Here is a 16,926-nt window from a genome sequence, read left to right on the forward strand (position 1 = left end):
GTATTCCCACACCTCATATAAGGGAGGTGAAATTCTATGCTTACTTTAAATATTGTTGCGACATGTTTAAGTATAGTTGCATCGCTTGCAACGATATACATTATACTTAAACGAAAGAAAGCATAGTCTTCAAAGATGACCCGATAATCGGGTCTTTCTTTATTTCCTCAGTCTACTTAAAGCAGACCTCATTGGAAGTGTAGGAGCAATTATTTGCTGTGCTTAAATTGCAATTCTTTTGTTTAATACAAGTTCATTATAGCATCATTAAAATACAAATTACAAATAACGCAAAAATAAATACATCAACAAAACAACAAATTACAAATACATCTCTTCAGCATATGCCACTTCACTTTTATTGATGGTCTCGAAAGCACCCATCCACTCTTCAAACAGGCATTCAATTGAGATTTTAGAGGTACGCCCGTAAATATCTTTAAACAGGCATTGACCTTGAAACATTGATCCAAGCATCTTTTGATTTTCTTCACTTGGCTCAAGATTCATCCATTTCAAAACATCTTCCCTTTCACTTGGTTCATCAAATGCAAATGCGACACCAAAGTTTCCTTTGTCATCATCATGTAAAGTATCCTTTGTTGATTGTGAGATAAAGAATTCAGCATTATTATAAGAACGTCCAATTCTTCGCATTTGACGCTCAACTTTTCGACCTTGAGGACTAGCTGTAAATATCCATGCTTCGTCTATGAACTCAGCTGTTTTTTCATCTGCATTCATCCCGAACAATTCGCAAAACTTACCGACTGCAAACATGACCGCACTAGACTTCATTTGTGACTTCGTGAAATTCTCAATTCTTTCACCGAATTCCGGCAAATCCATGTTCTCAATTTCTAAAATCGTCATTCTCTCTGTTAATGATAAGGAAGGATTCGAACCGTCGTGAATAAGTAATTTCATGATTGAGTCTTTAACAGATTCAAAAAGATTGTCTCCTGCTTCTCTCACAATCTCATTTTTGTGCTGCTGCATTTCATAAATGATGTGGAGTGACCCAACTTGCTCACCACGTTCTTTTCTTTCAAGAACATTTGAGATCGCTCTTAAAAAAGCCGTACTTATAGTATCCTTGTCTTTAAAATTATAAATTTGTTCAAAAATGACTTCTATTAAATCTTTGGCTTTACTTGCTGGCATAAATGATACAGGGTCTAATGCACCCCAGTTTTCTTTTTTCTCGTGATCAAGCGTTATAAAGTGGTACTTCTCCAGATGATTGATATAGAGTGGGAAGTCTTTACGTGTCTGTGGATTGTTAATAATTTTTGTGATCCACTTCCTCATTTCCTTTTTAGGATCAATATATAACGCTTTAACATCCATAAACGAAATATATTGAAACAGTAGCTTCGCAAGGAAAGACTTTCCGTTCCCCGTATCACCTGTGATTAAACAATGCGGTGATCGGGTTTTAGAGCCTTTAATTTGTTGGTTCGCTAAGAACGGATGATAAAGAACAAAATCACGACTTGATCTAATAGCGCTTTCTAAGTCAGTGTGTTTATCAAATCTATCTCCCCATCCTAAAAAGAAGCCAATCTTTGAACCAACAAAAGAATCAACACCTAATAAACATTCAGCGAGTCCATTTTGTGTCGTTTTTTGAATCCAGTTTTTGTCCATAAGATCGAGCTTTTGAGCAGGAAGCATTTTATAAAATAGAGACAGTTGATCAGCAATAGGTATCCTGCATTTAATTCCAGCTCCTTTTAGGTGTCTGACAACCACTCGTGCCTTTTCAGTGCATTCCTTTTTGTTTCTTCCATCAACAACCACAACCGCAAGCCAGTTGATTAAAGACACTTCTTCTTTCTTAATCTTGTTTTGTAAATCCTTGACGAGAAATGCACTTGTCATTGTTGACTGATCACTTTCGTCACCGAGACTATGCTTTTCATTTTGCTCTTCCTTTAGTTGTTGATGTTTGATATTTAAAGCAGCCTTTGTCATTCCTTTGCCTTCAACTTTCGCTTTAATATCAACTTCTACAGGAAAGGGTAGTGCTTGAACTTCAAAAAACAAATCACTGTTGACCATATTATCAAAATACTCATCAACAACAACAAAAGATATATAGCCTTCATCTTGATCACTCATGAGTTTTAACGCACCTGGAATGGTTGGATCAATGACTGTATTCGTGATGGATTGAATGTCTCCACTTTCACTTTCCTCGGCAACATCATGATATAGACCCCTAACAAAATGATAGCGATTAATATATTTCAGTTCACTTTCCTTCAATCTCTCAGCAAATACTGATGTAACTGTACTTGCCAAGTCATCTTCAATTTCTATATATTTCTTAAAAAATTCTGAGGAAATTTCTTGTTCCCACCCCAACATGTTCACTACTGTATCAGTAGCCGTATCAAACATTGAAACTAGGTTGTCTTTCATATCTGCATCCATACTAAGAAGTGTTTTGTTTAACTTAATACCAATAATGAAATCGGGTTTGGTCAATCTCCCTAAACGCTGATCCATTACACTGACTGTTTCTTGCATATAGTATGAAGCCACATCAAAAGCATCTTCATGAATGTCTTTTTTCAAAACATTTAAACGACCTTCCAAGTCAAATTCGCTTGGGTACATCATCAAATGAAAATCCTCATACTCTGTTATATCTTCATAAAATGAAGTCCATTTATCCTTGTATTCTTCTATCTTACTTCGGTTTTGTGATGGAATGGAACTGCTTTTGATCCGATAATACGCCCAAACATCACCGGATCTCGTCAAGATCAAATTGTTGAATATACTCTTCATTGGTGTTTCCAGATTCAAAATTCTGCACCTCCCTTAATGGTTTAAATCGTATTTCTTTTTGGTTAATAAATGGAACTTCACGATCATTACAAAATTTCTTTTTTGGGAACTTAATCATAATCAAATATTTAAAAACCCCCCAGAAGTACAAATAAATATTTTTCCCCTCTGGTTTAACCTTGCTAACAAAAATAGTTAAAGCTAAAGGGATTCCAAAAATTACGATTAAAAATGTATTTTCAAAGGCGCTAGGAAATATCTTCCTAACACCTAAGAAAAAACCGAAACTAATTGCGACAAAAATAAAGTAGTTGATCATAGGAATCAACTCTATTGCGAAAGGTAAACTGAAATTATCCGTAATCTTTTGTATTTTCTTTGGTTCGCGCATTGCCTTTCTGTAATTAAAGACCATTCTAGTCATTCTTTCACCTCTTATAAGAGTTTAAGTAATGCTCCACCCCATCCAGTAACCATAGACCAGTTTCGAACGGCAAAAACTAAGGCACTTGCAAGCGCAATAATGCCAACGATTTTCCCAATACTCATCTTGATTAGAAATTTACAAACAACAAAGATGGTAACAATATAAATAGCCTGTTCCACAACCTGCTTTGCCCAGCTTTTTAAGTCACCTAATGTCGGTAAATCTGACCCTGCTTTTGCACCTAACACAAGAAAATCTAAGAATTCCATAAATACCACTCCTATTGATGTTTTAGTTGATTCACATAATATTGACCGCTGTTTTTCACTACGGATAATGTAAAACGTTCTTTTACTGGTAAATTCGTTTCTTTCTCCTTAAAAACAGCAATGGACGACACTTCAAATCCATCACCTTTTTTATAAATTTGGATATTTTCGACATCGCCAAATACCAGATGACCGTTTAATGTCTCTGGTTTCTTCATGACATATGACATTTCGTCTTTTGTTTCTTCGGCGTATTTTCGAAAGAACGTACCCAAGAATTCTTTAATCGTTGCTGACTGATCCCCGTCATATTCCTCACGTTCCCGTTCCTCTATGGAACTAGCAATATCACCTTTAAGATCATATATTTCTGAAAGATAAGGCGTACCACTCACCGCAAATTCGTCACCTTTATGTTTCACTGGGATATTTAATAATGCTGATTTATCAATCTTGTGTTCTTTCTTTTTGACCTTTACAACATTCGCATAATTCACCTTATATTGAAAAAGTGAATCTCCATCACCTTTTTTAACATTGTAGAGGACATAATCATTTAAAATTCGGTCCCCCTGCGCACCAGATGTATCAAACCATGTTTCTTGATCTGTCTCATCATCCTTAATGAGATATTTCATCAAGGAATTTTGACGTTTTTCAGCAGCAGACCTTTCATTTTTCACATTGATATACTGCTCAATGAATCCAGATAAGAAGCGTTCTCCTGCCACAATAGAAACTTCCTCTTTCTGCTTACTATTTTGTTCTTGTTGTCTCGCCAGATCGTTCAAAGCTGACCTATTGCTAATAGACAGTAAGACCGCCAAGAAAGCAAAAAAGATGAGTGTTGCAATCATTGACCATATACCTATGGCAATCATCTTTGTTCGATCTTTGGGAATTGATTTAGGTTTCTTTTCTGGCTTTTTAACACCTTTTAGCTTCTTCTTAAAAGCTAAAAGTAATGGATTTTTTTCAGTGGATATCCTACCGTCATTCTTTTTCTTTTTCATTTTTTCCATCCTTTACATTAATTGACCACTTGAGCAAACAAATGAAGCAGTAAAGAGCTAGTATTACCAAAGCAAAACCAGCAGAAGTATAAACAAAGTGACGTATAACAATAGATTCATGAGTAAACAATTTATATAGAGAACCACCAAAAGCAATAAGTATTATGAAAAACAATAAAGCAAGTGAAATATACCTAGCAATGGTGGCAATCCACTTCGGAAAAGTCATAATAACCCAACTTTCTTTTTTCAATAAATAAGAGCAAGCCCCGAAAGACTTGCCCTAAACAGTATTATTTCTTAAAAAATCCTAAAAACATATCCTTCGCCATGCCTAATGCATCTTCAAAAAATTCTGGGAAGAAACCTTTTAATACCACCAAAGCGACTCCGATTAACACCGCTGCTACTGCTCCATAACCAATTTCTGTAGTATGTTGTCCTGTCATTTTTCATTTCTCCTTTAATTATCTTTTTTTAATACATACCTTCTGTGACACGCTCCACCATTACTTGAATACCTGTTTTAAAATCAGGGTAATGGATTTCTAACATATAAAGACATATTCCTAAAATGCTAATCCAAACGGAGAGCATTCCGATTCTAATGATGTGACCACCCATTTACCTCACCCCTTATCTAATTCGAGATAGCGCACCTCCTTTTGCTTCGATTTCTTTTTTAATACCGAAAATCTGCGCAACATAGATTGTTTTAATTTCATAAGAGACTTCACTTCCATGAGGTAATGTCTTATTCAAAGCATCACTTTGAATTTGAAAACTGCCCCCATACGACTCTTTGTTCTTCTTCTCAATTTCCTTAAGAGCATTTGAGTTCAAACCCCCATTCCTTTCAATTTGATAGTTAACCTGTTGTTTGAAGTCATTGGTCTGGTTCCATCGAATACAATAACCCGCTACATCCAAAATCAACATGACTGACATGCACGCAATATAGATTTTTACAAATGTCATCAATAACCCATCTATCATTTAACCGCCCCCAAATTGCATAGACATGATACTATCCACCAGAAGCGAGATAAAAAAGACAAGCACTACACCAATTACAGGCAATGTTAATTTCATTGGATAGTTAAAGAACTTGCTATGTTTAAACTCTATAATGTCGTCTACCACCATAAAGGATTGTTCGCTTGTCATCTTTCCAAGATGGTAAATGATCGTATCGTCATTTGAATTTTGATGATACTCAAAGAGCGTTATCATAAAGAGCTTTGACCTATCGCTGCCACTCGTTCTTTTGGCAAAATCAATAAATGGTTGAACATCATCGGGACGCTCATGCAGGTCTATTAACAGGTCTCGCAAAGCGCCTTTTAAAAAGCCTTCCTTCACCCTCTCTTCCATCTTCTCAAACGCCTTATAGATCGTTGTTTTGTTTTCTAATAGATAAATATAAATCTCTTTAGAAAACTTTATGAAGACTAGCTCTTTTTGAAAGCGAGCAACATTATATCTTGATTTAACCTTCATATACTCCAAGTAATATACAGCAGCAGCAAGACCCAAAAACACCAAAGGTAGGAATGGTTTCAAAGGGAATACAGGAATACCCAACAGCAAAAATATGCCTGCCTTAAACAAACGCTTCTTTTGGAAAGTTTTAATATTGGTTTCGTTTAAGTAGTCAACCATGTCCTTTAAATCGTTTTCTGCGATTTTTTCCCAAAAAGAAAAGACCGTCTTGGATCGACCGTCTGAATTTCGTTTCTTTTTTTTACTTTTCATGTTTTAAATTTTCACCTCCGTTATGGAATCGTCAAAGAATTTTTTGTTAAAAGAGTGATAGATTCCAAAGATGATCAACAGATACAAGGAACTTGTAATCATTCCAAAGGGAGTATGTGCATAAATGTCGATGAATTTTTGCAAGGTAAACGAAAACATTAAAGCAGCAATAAACCCAACAGAGTAAAAGATCATTGTATTGAAATCACGTTTACGAGCTTTTTTCAACTGAATAAATTTATCCTGCTTTATCAAAATTTGATTGTGATGATCTTTAGTATCTTTCAAAGACTTTATAGGTGTACGTCCTTCTACAAACATAATAGCCAATTGTTCTAGATACTGATCGAATTGCACATCACTTTTATAAAAATCTCTCAATTCACGAAAAGCCTCAATTATTTCTGTTTCAGACCCATCAACTAAAACAGTCTGTAAGTCAATTAGCTTTTGTTTCAACTCCCCTTCTGCATAACCAGAAGATATAGAAAACGCTTCTATTAATGTCATATTCTCATTGGTTAGCATTTGCGTGATGTTATTTAGAAATCTGTTTCTTTCATATAAGGCATCTTTTTCGTAATCATTCTTTACTTGCTTCTGCAATAAAAAGAACCAACCATACAAGCTGCCAATAAAGCCGCAAATCAAAGCCGCCCAAAGAAAATGAAAGAAGAGATATGAAAATCCACCAAAGCAAAGAAATGGAATTAAAGCGAATTTTGCATATGCCACCCCTTTCATTGGTCGCCCAAACGCTTGGGACATAGCATGGATTTCATCTAATCTATACAGTTTTTTCTTACGAAATGGTTTCATAAACCCCCCACCTTGCTTTAATCTGGTCTTGAAGTTCCAAAGGGACTTTTCTTTCCATCATTCGTTTGAAGAAAAGATCACTCAATTTTCCATAGTGATACTTAAGACCATCATTGGTTAGATCGCACCTAAAAACCGTCAAGGTTTCGCCATTAGGCAAAAACTCCACGATTTCTTGTTGATACCTTCTAGTAGAGCCGTCATCTTCTTCTGTTTTCTCAATATGCGCTCCAAACCCTAAATACTTGCTCAAGTCTTCCAACATGGATGTTTCATTGATCTGGTAACCCATTTTCATCATATTAATGTATCTTGATTTAATGGCACGTGCATTCACAGCGTGCAGCGTGGTAATAATTTTGTGACCAGTTAAAATCCCTTGCATCATTTCATAGGCTTCCTGTCCTCTAGTTTCTGATACAAGTAACCATGTAGGGTTATTTCTTAAAGCCGCTTTCACCAAATCCTCAATACTTACAGAAGAATTAGTTATCCATGACTTAATATTTTTTTCAGGGTATAAGATTTTCACATGACTTTCAGGCGTATCTTCAATCATTATTACCTTCTCTTTATAAGGCACATGTGATAGTAACAATTTTTGAAGCTCTGTTTTTCCTGTTCCTGTCTCACCACTGATCGTCACATTCGATTTTGATGCAATAATCGCTTCAAATAATTTAAAAACATCCTTGGGAGCAAATGCATCAAAATTATCTTCATGCAGCGCCAATCGTGGCTCAACAATACGTAATGCAATTGTAGTGCCATATTGAGCTATGTCCTTATGAACAGCATTCAAGCGCAAATTCGAATAGGTGGCATCCATAATTGGAGACTTTGGAGAAAATTCTTCTCCAACAGCATTCGCAAATTTTTTGATAATCTTAACAATATCTTTTTCATCCATTTCTCCATGTCTATGCATTCCCCTAAGCGTTTCAACTTCAAGGTGCGTGCCATTAAAAGATATATCCGTTACATCTTCATATTCTTTAACGATCGTTTCAATGATGCCTAAACCTACGATTTCACTTACGACATAAGAAACTTCATCTTGATTAAGAGCAGAAAAATCATTTTTGACTTTTTCACTGATCTTCCTTCTAGCTCCCACATCAACAAAAGCTTTGAGAAATTCAGATGGATAGTTTCGTCTCAGATGTGTCCTCACCTTATCCACCAATTGTTTTCGTTCATCTACCGCAGCATTATTCATTTACGTTCCCCTTTCGGTCTATCAACAACCAATGTTGTTCGATAGGTTTTCTTTTTTTCATCAGTCAAAGCAATTTTTACAGCTTTCATCTTTCCGTCTGCATCTTTCAAATACTGATATTTGAAAGAAGTTTTACCTAGATTCACGTTGGATTTTTCATTTAACGAGCTTTCAAAATTCAATTCAAAAGCTCTTTCCGATAATTCAACTTTTCCTTCTTCAACTCTAATGCTGTTGTCCACGTTTTTAAGACTTGCTATGGTTGCTGATTCGTTCATTGAAATTATAATGCTATGTTGCCTAAAATCAGTCGAATAGTAATAGACGAGAACACCGACAACAAAAAATGAAAACACCAGTATGATCATTTTTAAGGGTAATTCCTTCAAATCCCCTCCCTCCCTTCAAGGAACATTTTTCACCAATCAACTTCCGAGACATTGACACGTTCAAAAGACATTTCACATACCCCATCGTCATTCATATGAGCATTGAAAGAAACAGTCACAAGGCTTAATTTGTAATTACCTTCATTGTCCTTATCACCTAAAGTGATGTTTCCTGTAAGATCAATAGCTCCAGTTTCTCCACCTTTTATACGTTCGACAAATTGAATATACAAATCATCTGCTAAGGAAGAACAGCCGATTTCAGACATTTGTTTTTGATAAGCGCCGTAATTGATAAAGTTATGCTGCATAATCGTTAATCTCCTTTCTAGCTCCCTCACTCTCTTTTCTCTAAGATCAAATGATCAAATGACCATGATCGCCAAAGATGATCTCCTTTTCCTTCATTGCGTACGAAAGTGACAGCTAGTCTATGGCGAATTCCTTCAATTTTGACAAATTCAACAACGGTCGCATTCTCATCTGCCGAAAAATAATCGAGTTCCATCATTATGTTGTGATAGACTCCTAAACATCCGACTCTTTCTAACTCGTTTACCAAGTCATTTTGGTTCTTTAAGTCATAGCTCAATTTTCAATACCTCCTTATTTATCTTTAATCTTCATTCTTTTTTTCCAGCCACAAACAATCAAAGCGACACACTGGTAAAGCAGCTATAGGCGTTTCAGCATTTTCATTCGAGCCATCAATTGTAAAGAAGACTCGCAAAACATAAGAGTCTTCTCCTTCTTCCAAGTTGCCCTCAACCTCAAATGATTCAGCCCCACTTGCAACATTCTCCCGTAAAGCTCTTAAAAAAGAGCCGCTAGGCGATTGAGAACCAACCCTTTGCAGCTCTTTTTGGAAAGTAGATATGTTTTCAAAAACAAATGACATTTATTTTTATTCTCCTTTCTTTAGATCACTTTTGGACTTCATGTCCAGAATAGAGTACGCCTACATACATTACTCCGTCTCTTTGTTCTGGAGACTTAACTTGAAAATCCACCTTTAAAATACTTTCTTGGTCTTCCAGCATAATTTTCCTAAGAACAGAAATACTTTCTTCAATGCTGCTAGAAAACATTATTTGTTTAGCTACTTCAAAAAAAATATTTTCGCTTATAACACCTGTGTTCTTTTCAATATCGGATAAATCTTCTTCAAAATGTGTCATGTTTTCCAAGTATACTTCCAATGGTTTTCCTCCTTTTTTTTAGAAACAAAAAAGGACAGTCTTTTGACTATCCTCAAAGAACTCATCCCCCTATTCCCCCACTCATGGGGGACTCCCTCGCCGGTAGGCAGCTCAAAAGGTGTGGTGACCTTTTGAGACATTAAAAGGGTTTGGGGGCGCTGATTGTTTCAACTCCTTATCCTCACTTCGTTCCGGTACCGTTGACACAAGCCACATTCGCACCACCTGTGTTTATTAGTGGTCAGAGTTTAACGAGACATAACCCAATCTAAATCCTTTTTAGTCCATCCTTCTGGCAGACCATTAGGAAATGGATTGTCAGCATACACAGGCTTCAAAAGGACTTCATCTAAATCCTTCGTCTTTGAATCCATGTGAGCATACATGGACGCATAAAGCTCCAATTGTTCGGTGACTTCTGTCTTTATTAAATTTACACCCATTGGCTTTGACTTGATTTTCGTTTCGTATTTCCCCAAGTCTGACCAAATTGGCGTGTAAAATCTTCGACCTCCGTCAATCAATTCATAAGAAATTCTTTTGTCTTTATCATTCACCTGTTGATCGCTGAATAGGTTGCCTGTGTGTCGCTCAACGTTTATATGCGGAAGCTCATACACAAGGTCATAGACTGACGTTTCGCCCTGTTTTTTGTTAGTCGCTTTCGTTTGCTCCATAGTAATCATGGAGTTATCGCCGCTTTTTTTATACGACAAATAACTATCGACTAAACGTGTGGGAACTTCAAAGTCAAATGATGGCTTAATACTGCCGCCAATTTCATTTTCATAATGAAGATTCACCTTTCGCTCGAATCCATAGCCTGTTTTCTTCTTTTCAATTTTCGCTAATGGGAAAGTAAGTGTTTCATAATAGACCTTTCCTGCTGATGGCGTCTTTTCAGTCATCACAACGCCTTTGTATGACAATTCTTTTTGCTTTTCAGAAGTTGCCTTGATCGTTTTTTCGCTTGCTGCATATCCATCCGTACTTAATTCGGATGCAGCAGCAGTAATTTTAAAATCGTTTTTGTTGAAGTCTGTGAATTTCACAGCGTAATGAGCCTTGTCATTCACTTTTAAATACTTCGCAGGAACCGTCATTTCAATCTTCTTAGGCAAATCTTTTGCAGTATACGTTTTTGACGTGACCTTTGTTGAGCCACGATATAGCCCTACTGTGATTTTTTTGTCAGCCATATCTTTCAAGCTAGACTTGTAATTCAATTCCTTTGATAAATACACTTTGACAGGAAGACCCTTTTCCCATTGCGCTGTATAAATTTGTAGTTTATCAAATGATAACTTTACTAATGGCTTATCATAATGATAATTGATAACGATATTCTTACCGCCAATCGTTCCACTTTCTTTGTCTCCTGTTGTCTTTACATAACGATACGTGTATTCACCATCCTTAATTGTAGGATGTTTTTCAGTATACTTTTCACCACGCACCTTTTTGTACTTCTTAGATTCTTTTATCTTTTCACCTGTGCGATCATCAAAATAATTTACAGTTATAGATCGCTCCAAATTGTAATAAAACTTGATGGTCACATCCTTGCTGCCTAATGTGCCTGTTTTCTTATTTGTGTTCACAGGAATAAATTTTTCTTTCCCTTTTGCAATGGACGCTTTAGGCGTAAATGAATACGTTGAACCTATGTTTCTTGTATAGCTCTCCTTTTCCAAGACTTCTCCAGAATATTTATCAATGTGCTGCACATTGATTTTCTTCTGGCGCACTTCAAATTTTGCTGAAAGAGAAGTGTACTTGACAGGATCATCCCAAACTTTAATAAAACCTAAAACCTGTGTATTCCCACCTTGCGGCTTTGTAATCATAGGCTGAAACGTTTTCATATCACTCTTTAACTTTCCAATAGTATAAGCCAAGGCTTTATTCAGACTTGCTTCTAAGTGAATTTTTTCACCACCATAGACACGTGCTTTACCACCAGTCACCTTTTTACCTGTAGTCTCATTCACCATTGTTATTCCCTTAGGAATATTCAACTCAACACTATTTTTCTTAATGGCCTTTAAAGTAGTAGATTGAGAGATTTGTTTATTCCCCTTAACACTAACCGACAGATTTTTAAGACTAAAATCAACATCTGAATTTAGACTTTCACCATTCACCACTAAGTCCCAAAGCTTATCATATTTAGGTAAATTTTTGCCGGAATCTCCACCTGAATATATCCTATCCAGAATTAATGAAGTAGTAACAATTCCTTCATTCTTATTCTTAAAGATGTTTTCCTCTCCACCCCAACCATAATACAAAGCCCTCTGCACTCTGGCATTATCATATGGCGTTGCTTCTTTATATTTAGAACCAGTAGGAGGTGACTGCTTAGAGTGTTGAAAACAAAAAGCTTGCAAACCATTCACTCTAAAATCTCCGACAACTGAACCACGAAAGGAAATAGCACCTTTATATTCTATCTTCACATCTGCCGCTTTTGCTGAAATTGGCATCAAGAATGAAAATAACCTAGACACAAAACTATTTTGGGTTTGAATATCACTTTCCCCTAAAAGCACTTGATTGGCGTCACCCTTTTTAATCAATCCTTCCATCGTAGCCTTTTCACGCTTACCATCAACCAACATGTAAAGAACTTCACCATTCAATTCCAAGAAGCCTTCGCTGTTAACACCAAAACTCTCTATTCCCTCATTAGTCTTCAATGAATTGTTTTGAGGTAATAGCGCACAAACAAGTAAAAGTAGTATGACCGCCAGATATTTATTACTCCAGACTGGCGAATTTTTATTCATCATGACACCTCACTTTTTCTCATAATAAAAAGGCATCTTATAAAAGATACCTTTCCATGAAAGTTTATTTATTCAGTTCATCCCACGGAACACCATCTAAATCATTTGCATCTACAGTGTACTCGTTATAAGTTCTTCCCGAACGGTCACCTCCATGGTTCTTAATGTCTCCGCCACCAGTTCTTTTACCGGTTGCAGATGTTCCACCAGAAGGAGACTTTTTAGGGGCAGCAGTGGATTTTTTAGGCGCACTGGATTTACTATTTGAACCGCCATTACTCACGTATTTCTTTTTTGTTTGAACATTTTTTGAAGGACTAGAAGGACTAGAAGAACCAGTTGTATTTCTATATACTTTCGTTTGTTGTTTTTTCACAGGAGCTTTACTAACACTACTATTGTTATTCTTTTTCGGTTCACTGGCAGCAACAATTCTTTCTTTTTGTTGCGGCTGCTCACTAACGACCTGTTTTTGCTGTTTTTCAACTTTCTTTACCTTTTCAGGCTTTTTCTCCTTAGCTGCTTTTACCTCTTTTATTTCTTTTACTTCCTTCTTCTTCACTTGTTCTTTTTTCGGTTTAGGTTTCTTAGTTTCTGCCTTTGTTTCTTTTACAATTGCTGTTTTTGGTTGCTTTTTATCTTGTGTCTCCTGCTTTGCGTTAGCAGCAGAGAACCCCCAAATAGTTCCACCAACTAAGACGCCCGCCAACCCTAGACTAATTACAACTTTTTTCGCTTTCATAGTCTCCCCGACTCCTTCTTTTTTCGTTTTACTCTTAATACAATTATACCATTTTTTGTAGTATTTTACATCAAAAACTTTAGTTTTTTTCCAAATAATTGATGTAATTTAGCACCTTATTATACACCTGTCTCACACTGGTTCTTTCTATAAATACCTTGGTACTGGTCATCCTTCCATCTTTCATAAACTTAGTTTTATAGAAGGAGTATCTATATTCCGAAAATCCTTTTATACGTTCCCCCTCTACAATCAAAAACCACTCACGACTCAATTGCCTTTCATACACCAAAGAAGGAACACCAACCATAAAACCCAAATTACTCAGCCTATGATCTAACCCTTTCCATTGGCTCATATTACCTCACACAGCTTGATCCAATTTAAGTCTTTTAAAATTCAAGACAACATAATCTTCTTTCTGTTCAAAAGAAGTTATGAAAGTGATCCTCCCCAAAACAAGCCTTCCTGTATAGTGTCCATCCTTATATTCACGCAAGCGTACTATATCGCCTACTTGAAAATCTCTGTCATTTTTGCGAATTTCAAAACCCTTTATCCCTGTTTTTACTGCCCAAAAATATTGCGGCATTATTTTAAGGTCATGTACTGTTTCATCCAAAATAATCCCTCCCTTTTATCAAAACAAAAAGGACAGTCTTTTGACTATCCTTGAAAAACTCATCCCCCTATTCCCCCGATTCTTCGGGGGACTCCCTCGCCGGTAGGCAGCTCAAAAGGTGTGATGACCTTTTGAGACTTTAAAAGGGTTTGGGGGCGCTGATTGTTTCAACTCCTTAATGCTCCCTGCGGTGCGCTTACCGTTGACACAAGCCATATACGCATCACCTGTGTTTAATAGCAGCAAGCACCTAAAATTCAAACCACCATTTCATGAATTGGCGTTAAATAGGTGTCTAGCATTTTTTCATGTTTTTCTTGCAATTCCGCATTGATGATCATGTCTGATAAATCGTTTTTCCCTAAGGCTCTATCAGCTTCAAGAATCATCTTCATAGTTGGCGCACAGCTATTTTTTAGCCAATTGCGAGACTTTTCATAGAAATCTGTTTGCGGCTTTGTATACAACCTCAACTTCTTTACATCACCGATAAATTCTAACCAAAAAGGACTTGTTTCTCTCATCCTTTTTTCTTCTGGCCCATCTTCTTCTACAAAGCGAACATAGTTGTTTATGATAGCCATGCCGATACTGGTCAAATTCCTATCTTTAATTAGTTCACAGACAGCAGAATGAGCACGTTCATTTTTTAACCTTATTTCATACCTATTCCAATCTTCCATTTCATCATAGGGTATGTTATATTTTTCAGCCTGTTCAAAATTCTTTTCGTAGAAACAAAGATAAGCATCTGATTTTTTAGAGCCGAAATATAACGTTGTTCCCCCAAGTCGACCATCACCAATATCAAATGATCCATTATAATCAGATTTACGAAATCTCGAAACACATAATCCATTTTGAGCCTTTTCCAAAAGAGAGGGTATAGAGAAATAAGTTCGTTTGTCATCAATTGCTATATCTAATCTTGTAAAGCTTCCTTTCTCATTTAAACAATCTTGAAAGAAATCGAACCACGTTTTCTTTCTACATTCAAGAAAAGATTCAAATTGTCTACAGCCCTTACCGGAAAATTCAATCAGTGTGCCCCTTTCATCATCTGGAGCACTGTACATGACTTTGATCATATCCATTTCCCACGTTCCAACATATCCATAAAAGCCTTTCGGCTTCTCTGTCATAAAATCTTTGTGAATATGTAAGATATTTTGAATGATATGATCTACATCATGAGTCTTAAAACTAACTCTTACATAGTCGACCATTGATGTTAAATTTTCTTCATCTTTTTCATTATTGCGTACTACCCCCCTGTTAGCGTGGGGGGGTTTCACTTTCCCCGTCATTCGCTTCGCTCATTCCTTCCTCCCAGTTCACTTGGGCGCTATCGCTGCCGCTTGCGGCTGTCGCCGCCTGCGCGCCCTGCGTTCCTTTGGCAGCCAGTCGGATTTCCTCTATAAAATCATAACCGTTGGGTATTAAAGGGCTATAAAATTCCATTATGTTTCCTGTACCTGCATAGGCATACCCTCTGCCTTTAATACCTTTATCTACAAATGACTTCTCAGTATCACCAAACAACATACCGTAGCCTGTTTCACTCATTTGACCCAACGAGACCCTAAAATTAAACTGATCCCGTATTCCGTCCGCAAAATACTTCGCATCTGGACGTTGAGCGCCTGCAATGAGAAAAAAGCCCATCTGTCTGCCAAGCATGATAATTTGTTTAATATCCTGTATTGCAGTTTCTCGCTCCTGAAAAGTAAGCATATCCATAAACGCCACATACTCATCAAATATGATAAAAACAGGCTCATATCCCAAATAGGAATAGTTTTCACCAGTTCTATAATTCGGATGATTTTTCATATCATCCATTCTTTGCATCATGTCCTCAACAGACTTCCTTAAAGTCATCATGATGCCATTTTTTCTTGAATACACTTTTCCCTTCAAAACTTCTTCAAGATCAGCTAAATCAGCATTTTTGGGGTCTAATATACGCACATCTGCCCCAGATGCAACCAGAGACTTTACAAGAGTAAGAATGAAGTATGTTTTTCCTCCACCTGTACCACCACTAATGAGCATATGTGGCAGTTTATCAAACTCCCATTTAATATGTTTCATTAAAGTCATTGACCCTTTTTCAGCTAATGCTTCATTGATCCCTATTCGGTTTCTCCCTGCATCATAAAGCAGTTTGTAGGTAAAAAAACCATCTTCCATATCAGTTGATACCAAATCACAAAATAAACCGTTTTCAAACTCCCTACCTAATTCCATAAATCTTTGTTGAAAACGACTCATATCCATAGCAATTTTGATGATGATATGATTGTCTTTTACTCGATAATAGAATCTTGGGAAATACGATATTTTTTGAACGGTTTTTTCTGTAATCTTACTCCTAACACTTTTTGATTCGTAATACTTATTGGAAAATATCATACGTGCTATTTTCTGTCTGTGATAAATTTTTTTGTAACTTTGATGAAAAATGAAATACCAAACTAATATCAAAGCAATAGGCACTATAATTGACACTAATAAACTTGTAACGATTAAAGGAACATTAAAAGCGAAGTGTTGAAATGTATTTTCTATCCCTTTTTCATATAAACTCCAAAGGTGATCTTTCCAAAACAGTATCATGAGCAACAAAAAAACAGGCACACTTATTAATGCACCTGTTTTCAAAACGTTTCTTTTATGCCTCGGTCTTATCCTAATCCCTTTATATTTCCACAACATTTTAGATTACCCACTCAAAAATCATTTCTAAAACCCCTCCAATTAAAAAACAAGCACACTATTAATGCACCTGTTCTATTGGCTTAATAAAATTCCACAACAAGGACACTCGAACGACTCAATAAAGGATTTATTACCTTCTTCATCAACATAATAATCAAGTGTT

The 16,926-nt window shown here is 36.3% G+C and carries 21 protein-coding genes; all 21 read right to left on the reverse strand.

Annotated elements, in window-relative coordinates:
* Nucleotides 1-321 precede the first annotated feature (321 nt).
* The 21 genes from M1D84_RS16315 to M1D84_RS16415 all read right to left on the reverse strand — a co-directional run bounded on the left by M1D84_RS16315 (nucleotide 322) and on the right by M1D84_RS16415 (nucleotide 16,760).
* A complete protein-coding gene (locus M1D84_RS16315; RefSeq protein WP_458106330.1) occupies nucleotides 322-2,817 on the reverse strand; it encodes an ATP-binding protein in 2,496 nt (831 codons plus the stop codon).
* Nucleotides 2,756-3,223 (reverse strand): conjugal transfer protein, encoded by a 468-nt coding sequence (locus tag M1D84_RS16320; protein WP_045035163.1) that lies wholly within the window; start codon nucleotides 3,221-3,223, stop codon nucleotides 2,756-2,758. The genes M1D84_RS16315 and M1D84_RS16320 overlap by 62 nt, the downstream gene beginning before the upstream one ends.
* Before the next feature lie 11 nt (nucleotides 3,224-3,234).
* Nucleotides 3,235-3,495 carry a hypothetical protein gene (locus M1D84_RS16325; RefSeq protein WP_012009116.1) on the reverse strand — a complete coding sequence of 87 codons (261 nt, stop codon included), beginning with the start codon at nucleotides 3,493-3,495 and terminating at the stop codon, nucleotides 3,235-3,237.
* An 11-nt stretch (nucleotides 3,496-3,506) separates the two neighbouring features.
* Entirely contained in the window at nucleotides 3,507-4,508 is a 1,002-nt protein-coding gene (locus tag M1D84_RS16330) for a conjugal transfer protein (protein ID WP_268414745.1), read from the reverse strand.
* A gap of 293 nt (nucleotides 4,509-4,801) precedes the next feature.
* Nucleotides 4,802-4,957, reverse strand: coding sequence for a hypothetical protein (locus M1D84_RS16335; RefSeq protein ID WP_216927811.1), 156 nt, complete (start codon nucleotides 4,955-4,957; stop codon nucleotides 4,802-4,804).
* 28 nt (nucleotides 4,958-4,985) lie between these two features.
* Nucleotides 4,986-5,132, reverse strand: a complete 147-nt coding sequence (locus tag M1D84_RS16340) for a hypothetical protein (protein WP_268414740.1) — start codon at nucleotides 5,130-5,132, stop codon at nucleotides 4,986-4,988.
* A 12-nt stretch (nucleotides 5,133-5,144) separates the two neighbouring features.
* Nucleotides 5,145-5,504 (reverse strand): hypothetical protein, encoded by a 360-nt coding sequence (locus tag M1D84_RS16345; RefSeq protein WP_268414738.1) that lies wholly within the window; start codon nucleotides 5,502-5,504, stop codon nucleotides 5,145-5,147.
* Nucleotides 5,505-6,263 carry a hypothetical protein gene (locus M1D84_RS16350; protein WP_268414737.1) on the reverse strand — a complete coding sequence of 253 codons (759 nt, stop codon included), beginning with the start codon at nucleotides 6,261-6,263 and terminating at the stop codon, nucleotides 5,505-5,507.
* Nucleotides 6,264-6,266: 3 nt separating this feature from the next.
* The gene (locus tag M1D84_RS16355; RefSeq protein ID WP_458106331.1) at nucleotides 6,267-7,082 is read right to left on the reverse strand and encodes a hypothetical protein; all 816 of its coding nucleotides are present in this window, start codon (nucleotides 7,080-7,082) and stop codon (nucleotides 6,267-6,269) included.
* A complete protein-coding gene (locus tag M1D84_RS16360) occupies nucleotides 7,066-8,301 on the reverse strand; it encodes an ATPase, T2SS/T4P/T4SS family (protein ID WP_458106332.1) in 1,236 nt (411 codons plus the stop codon). The genes M1D84_RS16355 and M1D84_RS16360 overlap by 17 nt, the downstream gene beginning before the upstream one ends.
* Nucleotides 8,298-8,690, reverse strand: a complete 393-nt coding sequence (locus tag M1D84_RS16365; RefSeq protein ID WP_268414734.1) for a hypothetical protein — start codon at nucleotides 8,688-8,690, stop codon at nucleotides 8,298-8,300. The genes M1D84_RS16360 and M1D84_RS16365 overlap by 4 nt, the downstream gene beginning before the upstream one ends.
* Before the next feature lie 29 nt (nucleotides 8,691-8,719).
* Nucleotides 8,720-9,001: a hypothetical protein gene (locus M1D84_RS16370; protein WP_268414733.1), complete on the reverse strand. Its 282-nt coding sequence runs from the start codon at nucleotides 8,999-9,001 to the stop codon at nucleotides 8,720-8,722.
* Nucleotides 9,002-9,027: 26 nt separating this feature from the next.
* A complete protein-coding gene (locus tag M1D84_RS16375) occupies nucleotides 9,028-9,282 on the reverse strand; it encodes a hypothetical protein (protein ID WP_268414732.1) in 255 nt (84 codons plus the stop codon).
* A 24-nt stretch (nucleotides 9,283-9,306) separates the two neighbouring features.
* Nucleotides 9,307-9,588, reverse strand: coding sequence for a hypothetical protein (locus M1D84_RS16380; RefSeq protein ID WP_268414731.1), 282 nt, complete (start codon nucleotides 9,586-9,588; stop codon nucleotides 9,307-9,309).
* 25 nt (nucleotides 9,589-9,613) lie between these two features.
* Nucleotides 9,614-9,889 carry a hypothetical protein gene (locus M1D84_RS16385; RefSeq protein WP_268414730.1) on the reverse strand — a complete coding sequence of 92 codons (276 nt, stop codon included), beginning with the start codon at nucleotides 9,887-9,889 and terminating at the stop codon, nucleotides 9,614-9,616.
* 248 nt (nucleotides 9,890-10,137) lie between these two features.
* The gene (locus M1D84_RS16390) at nucleotides 10,138-12,678 is read right to left on the reverse strand and encodes a MucBP domain-containing protein (protein ID WP_268414729.1); all 2,541 of its coding nucleotides are present in this window, start codon (nucleotides 12,676-12,678) and stop codon (nucleotides 10,138-10,140) included.
* Nucleotides 12,679-12,742: 64 nt separating this feature from the next.
* Entirely contained in the window at nucleotides 12,743-13,420 is a 678-nt protein-coding gene (locus tag M1D84_RS16395; protein ID WP_268414728.1) for a hypothetical protein, read from the reverse strand.
* Nucleotides 13,421-13,499: 79 nt separating this feature from the next.
* Nucleotides 13,500-13,778 (reverse strand): hypothetical protein, encoded by a 279-nt coding sequence (locus M1D84_RS16400; protein WP_268414727.1) that lies wholly within the window; start codon nucleotides 13,776-13,778, stop codon nucleotides 13,500-13,502.
* Between the two features lie 6 nt (nucleotides 13,779-13,784).
* Entirely contained in the window at nucleotides 13,785-14,042 is a 258-nt protein-coding gene (locus tag M1D84_RS16405; RefSeq protein ID WP_268414726.1) for an ASCH/PUA domain-containing protein, read from the reverse strand.
* Nucleotides 14,043-14,299: 257 nt separating this feature from the next.
* Nucleotides 14,300-15,349: a replication initiation factor domain-containing protein gene (locus M1D84_RS16410; RefSeq protein WP_268414725.1), complete on the reverse strand. Its 1,050-nt coding sequence runs from the start codon at nucleotides 15,347-15,349 to the stop codon at nucleotides 14,300-14,302.
* A complete protein-coding gene (locus tag M1D84_RS16415; RefSeq protein WP_268414724.1) occupies nucleotides 15,318-16,760 on the reverse strand; it encodes an FtsK/SpoIIIE domain-containing protein in 1,443 nt (480 codons plus the stop codon). Before M1D84_RS16415 ends, M1D84_RS16410 begins: the two co-directional genes overlap by 32 nt.
* Nucleotides 16,761-16,926: the final 166 nt, after the last annotated feature.

The sequence above is a fragment of the Bacillus sp. PK5-006 genome (genome assembly GCF_054161415.1).

Excerpts from the sequence above, each read along its gene's own strand:
- M1D84_RS16320 (WP_045035163.1), bottom strand. The coding sequence starts at position 3,223 with ATGACTAGAATGGTCTTTAATTACAGAAAGGCAATGCGCGAACCAAAG.
- M1D84_RS16325 (WP_012009116.1), bottom strand. The coding sequence starts at position 3,495 with ATGGAATTCTTAGATTTTCTTGTGTTAGGTGCAAAAGCAGGGTCAGAT.
- M1D84_RS16330 (WP_268414745.1), bottom strand. The coding sequence starts at position 4,508 with ATGAAAAAGAAAAAGAATGACGGTAGGATATCCACTGAAAAAAATCCA.
- M1D84_RS16335 (WP_216927811.1), bottom strand. The coding sequence starts at position 4,957 with ATGACAGGACAACATACTACAGAAATTGGTTATGGAGCAGTAGCAGCG.
- M1D84_RS16340 (WP_268414740.1), bottom strand. The coding sequence starts at position 5,132 with ATGGGTGGTCACATCATTAGAATCGGAATGCTCTCCGTTTGGATTAGC.
- M1D84_RS16345 (WP_268414738.1), bottom strand. The coding sequence starts at position 5,504 with ATGATAGATGGGTTATTGATGACATTTGTAAAAATCTATATTGCGTGC.
- M1D84_RS16350 (WP_268414737.1), bottom strand. The coding sequence starts at position 6,263 with ATGAAAAGTAAAAAAAAGAAACGAAATTCAGACGGTCGATCCAAGACG.
- M1D84_RS16355 (WP_458106331.1), bottom strand. The coding sequence starts at position 7,082 with ATGAAACCATTTCGTAAGAAAAAACTGTATAGATTAGATGAAATCCAT.
- M1D84_RS16360 (WP_458106332.1), bottom strand. The coding sequence starts at position 8,301 with ATGAATAATGCTGCGGTAGATGAACGAAAACAATTGGTGGATAAGGTG.
- M1D84_RS16370 (WP_268414733.1), bottom strand. The coding sequence starts at position 9,001 with ATGCAGCATAACTTTATCAATTACGGCGCTTATCAAAAACAAATGTCT.
- M1D84_RS16380 (WP_268414731.1), bottom strand. The coding sequence starts at position 9,588 with ATGTCATTTGTTTTTGAAAACATATCTACTTTCCAAAAAGAGCTGCAA.
- M1D84_RS16390 (WP_268414729.1), bottom strand. The coding sequence starts at position 12,678 with ATGAATAAAAATTCGCCAGTCTGGAGTAATAAATATCTGGCGGTCATA.
- M1D84_RS16395 (WP_268414728.1), bottom strand. The coding sequence starts at position 13,420 with ATGAAAGCGAAAAAAGTTGTAATTAGTCTAGGGTTGGCGGGCGTCTTA.
- M1D84_RS16400 (WP_268414727.1), bottom strand. The coding sequence starts at position 13,778 with ATGAGCCAATGGAAAGGGTTAGATCATAGGCTGAGTAATTTGGGTTTT.
- M1D84_RS16410 (WP_268414725.1), bottom strand. The coding sequence starts at position 15,349 with ATGACGGGGAAAGTGAAACCCCCCCACGCTAACAGGGGGGTAGTACGC.
- M1D84_RS16415 (WP_268414724.1), bottom strand. The coding sequence starts at position 16,760 with ATGTTGTGGAAATATAAAGGGATTAGGATAAGACCGAGGCATAAAAGA.